At 49.9% G+C, this 3890-nt stretch carries 2 protein-coding genes; both read right to left on the bottom strand.

Features of this window, described 5'->3' with window-relative positions:
* Nucleotides 1-31 precede the first annotated feature (31 nt).
* Nucleotides 32-1516, bottom strand: a complete 1485-nt coding sequence (locus tag DW657_RS16630; RefSeq protein WP_117663519.1) for a glycoside hydrolase family 125 protein — start codon at nt 1514-1516, stop codon at nt 32-34.
* 34 nt (nt 1517-1550) lie between these two features.
* Nucleotides 1551-3728: a GH92 family glycosyl hydrolase gene (locus DW657_RS16635; protein ID WP_118313482.1), complete on the bottom strand. Its 2178-nt coding sequence runs from the start codon at nt 3726-3728 to the stop codon at nt 1551-1553.
* Nucleotides 3729-3890: the final 162 nt, after the last annotated feature.

A 3890-nucleotide genomic window follows, 5' to 3' on the forward strand; every position in this document is an offset into this window, starting at 1 on the left:
TGACTTATGATAAACCCTCTTTCTCTAGATATTACAGGTTGTTCAGTAAGTCTGCCTTGCCATCATTGATCAGCTTGATGACCAACTCTCCGAAGAGGGTGTTCTGCCATGCGAACCAAGGACGGGTGTATTTAGAAGCATCGTCCTTGTGGAAAGACTCATGGATGAATCCCATACCGGCATCCGTATTCAACAGCATCTTCATGCAGAAGCGGATCTCGTCATCGCTCTGTGCGGTGAAGCACTTCATCATGATAGACATAGGCCAAGGCATGTCGTAACCGATGTGTGGACCACCGATACCTTCGCCAGCCTTGCCACGGAAGAAGCAAGGATTGTCCTCACTCCAAACGAAACGGCGGGTGTTCTGGTAGATAGGGTCGTTCATAGGAACATCACCCATATAGCCCATACCCAGGAGAGAAGGAACGTTGGAATCGTCCATCAGGAGCTGGTTGCCGAAACCATCTACCTCGTAAGCATAGATCTTGCCATACTTAGGATGGTTGTAGATAGCATACTTCTGCAGAGCAGTATGTACCTCATCGGCAAGACTGCTGCAATCCTGCGCAATCTTCAAGGCTGCATCTTTCTTTGCCGCATCCTTCTCTGCCACGTGCTTCAATATCTCTGCTGCCTTGTTCATGGAAGAAACTGCCATGAAGTTGGATGGAATCAGGAATGGAAGGATGGTGGCATCATCAGAAGGACGGAACATGGAAGCAATCAGTCCTACCGGTTTTACCGGAGCACCGAAGCCGTCCCAACCGATGGTATCGAAGGCACGGTCAGAAACACGGGTAAAGTGATAAGCCTTGGCTGTCACCTTGCGCTGCTGCTCGTGGAAGGTCTTCAGGATATTCTCGATAGCCTTCATCCATACTTCGCCAAAAATAGAGTCATCGCCTGTTACCTTCCAGTACTCGTAAGCCAGACGGATAGGGTAGCAGAAGGAGTCGATCTCATATTTGCGCTCGAATACATCCGGCTGCATCTTGGTGCGGTCTTTCTGCCAGCCGGCACCGGTAGGACCGTCATTGAAGGCGTTGGCGTAGCGGTCGATGTTGATGCACTTCAACTGGCGGAGAATCACGCCCTTCAGCATCTTCTTCAACTTCTCGTCCTTGTTGGCGAGGGCTACGTAAGGCCATACCTGGGCACCTGAGTCGCGGAGCCACATGGCTGGAATGTCACCGGTATATACGAATGTATCATCATCACCATTTTCGAGCACACGGTAGTGAACGGTACTCTCCAGGGTGTTAGGATAGCAGTTGGCAAACATCCAAGCCAACTTTGGATTCTTCTTCAGGAGTTTCTGTACTTCCTTGATCTTCTTCTCTACAGCTGTAGAAGTGAAGAGACGGTCCTCTACAGGAGGACGCTTTGACTCGTATTTGCCATTCACTGGGGTTACCACCTTGGTATAGCGTGCATGCACATCTACCTCAGCATTCTCCTGAGCCATAGCGCTCATGGAGGCAAGAAGAGCCAATGTTAAAATAGTCTTTCTCATTATATTTATATTTTTGTTAGTTAGTGCTTGATTCTTATGGACGGTCGGCAGGACGGGTTCCCCACTTCGATGGCTGGTTGCCCATCTGCAGTTCGAGGGTGCCGCCCTTCATGATGTCGTTATACATGATGTATGACTTGCTGTATGGCTTGCCGTTCAACTTCACAGACTGTACGTACATGTTTTCCTTGCTGTTGTTCTTGCAGACGATGTTGAAGGTCTTGCCCTTGCCCACGTTCAGTTCTGCCTTGTCGAAGATAGGACTGCCGATGATGTACTTGCCGCCGGCTGGCTCTACCTGATAGAGACCTACGGAAGAAAGCACATACCATGCTGACATCTGGCCTACATCCTCGTTGCCGCTCAAACCGTCAAAGTCATCCTTGTACATCTCGTCCAGTGTCTGTCTGAGCAGACGGGCAGCCTTCCAAGGCTGACCTACATAGTTGTACATGTAGAGAACATGATGGCTAGGCTCGTTGCCATGAGCATACTGACCAATCAGACCAGAGATGTCAGGAGAAGCATTGGCACCCATCTCACCGGTAACGATGAAGAGAGAGTCGAGCTTGGTCACAAACTTCTTTTCATTGCCGAAGAGCTTTACGAGTCCGTGAACATCATGAGGCACCAGCCAGGTATATTGCCATGCATTTCCCTCGGTATAGTCATCTTCACGATGCTCGGCAGAGAATGGGTTGAAAGGAACGCGGAACTTGCCGTCGGAACTCAGACCGCGCATAAAGCCGGTCTCCTTGTCGAAGTACTTGCTGTAAGCCTTTGATCTGTTCTCGAAGTACTTGGCATCTTCCTTCTTTCCCAGCATGCGAGCCACCTTTGCCACACAGGCATCAGCCAGCGCATATTCCAAGCCCTTGGCAACGGTTTCCTTGGTAGGCTCCTTGTCGTATGGCAGATAACCGTGCTTCTTGAGCAATCCCATACCACGCTCATCGAGCATAGCCGACTGCTTCAAGGCTTCGTAGGCTCCTTCCTTATCCTTTACATAGCCCTTCAGTACCATATCGGCAAGAACCGGAATGCCAGGGTTGCCCACCATACAGTTGGTTTCGTTACCCATCAGATGCCATACTGGCAACTTGCCCTGCTGGCGATAGATATTGATGAAGGTGCTTGCCATATCTGGCAACATGTCGGTATGTATCATGGTCATCAATGGATGAGCAGCACGATAGGTGTCCCAGAGTGACAAGGTGGTATAATTGGTGAAGTTGCCGTCATAGACCTTGCCGTCGGCACCGCGATACTGACCGTTGACGTCTGAGAAGACAGATGGAGCGGTCATGGTATGATACATGGCTGTGTAGAAGATGCGGCGGGAGGTAGAATCGCTGGTCTCGATATTCACCTTAGCCAATTCCTTGTTCCAGGCTGCATCTGCATCTGCTACTACCTGGCGGAAATCCCAGCCCGGAATCTCTTTCTCCAGGTTCAGCTTGGCATTCTCTGCACTTACAGCGGACATACCGGTCTTTACCAACAATGGCTTGGTGACGTCAGCTGCGGTAATCAGCCATCTGCCGGTGCCCAGTGGCTTCACGGTAACAGGTTGAGAGAATTCTGCGAAGAAGAATGCCTTCTGGTCGTTCGCCCATCCCTTGGAGAAACGGTGACCAGCCACGGTGGTAGCTGTGGTGTTATCTACATTGAAGTCCTTGGCTCCATCCCAGCCGATACCCTGCTTCAGGTCGAGTACCAGCTGTGCCTGCTGTGCATCAGCACCGAAGGTATAGCGCTGGAAGCCGGCACGCTGGGTAGCGGTCAGCTCCACCCATACATTAGGCTGTTGCAGTTTGACTGCATAGTATCCAGGGCGCACGTTCTCGTTGTCGTGACTGAACTTGATTTGTTTCTGGTTGCCATCTACTACGGGCAGGAATGCCACGTCGCCCAGGTCGCCGATACCGGTACCGCTCAGGTGCTGGTGTCCGAAACCGATGAGGATGGAGTCAGAATGATGATAGCCGGAGCACCAGTCCCATCCGCGGGATGGTTCTGTAGGACCTAACTGGACATATCCGAACGGAACGTTGGCTCCGAGGAAAACGTGTCCATGTCCACCTGTTCCGATTCGAGGGTTGACAAACTGAGTTAGCTTGCCCGACTTAGCCTGTTGGGCAAGCGATACCTGAGAGTAGCCGCCGGCTAATACGCAGGTCATCATTAAAAGATTTATAATTCTCTTTCTCATAATGCTATAGTAACATCTACGGAATAATTGAATAAATTAGGTTATTTGTAATAAAACTAATAATACTGCAAAGATACGAAAAAAATGGGAAAAACGGCACAATCCTATATATTTTTTAACTAAACTTTCATTGTCCTTAATTCCGCAACACTATAATTTAAC

Origin of the sequence: Prevotella sp. AM23-5 (assembly GCF_003473645.1) — a bacterium.
Lineage (GTDB): Bacteria > Bacteroidota > Bacteroidia > Bacteroidales > Bacteroidaceae > Prevotella > Prevotella copri_A.

Bases quoted from the DNA above. Each gene is read 5' to 3' on its own strand.
- DW657_RS16630 (WP_117663519.1), bottom strand. From the start codon at position 1,516: ATGAGAAAGACTATTTTAACATTGGCTCTTCTTGCCTCCATGAGCGCT.
- DW657_RS16635 (WP_118313482.1), bottom strand. From the start codon at position 3,728: ATGAGAAAGAGAATTATAAATCTTTTAATGATGACCTGCGTATTAGCC.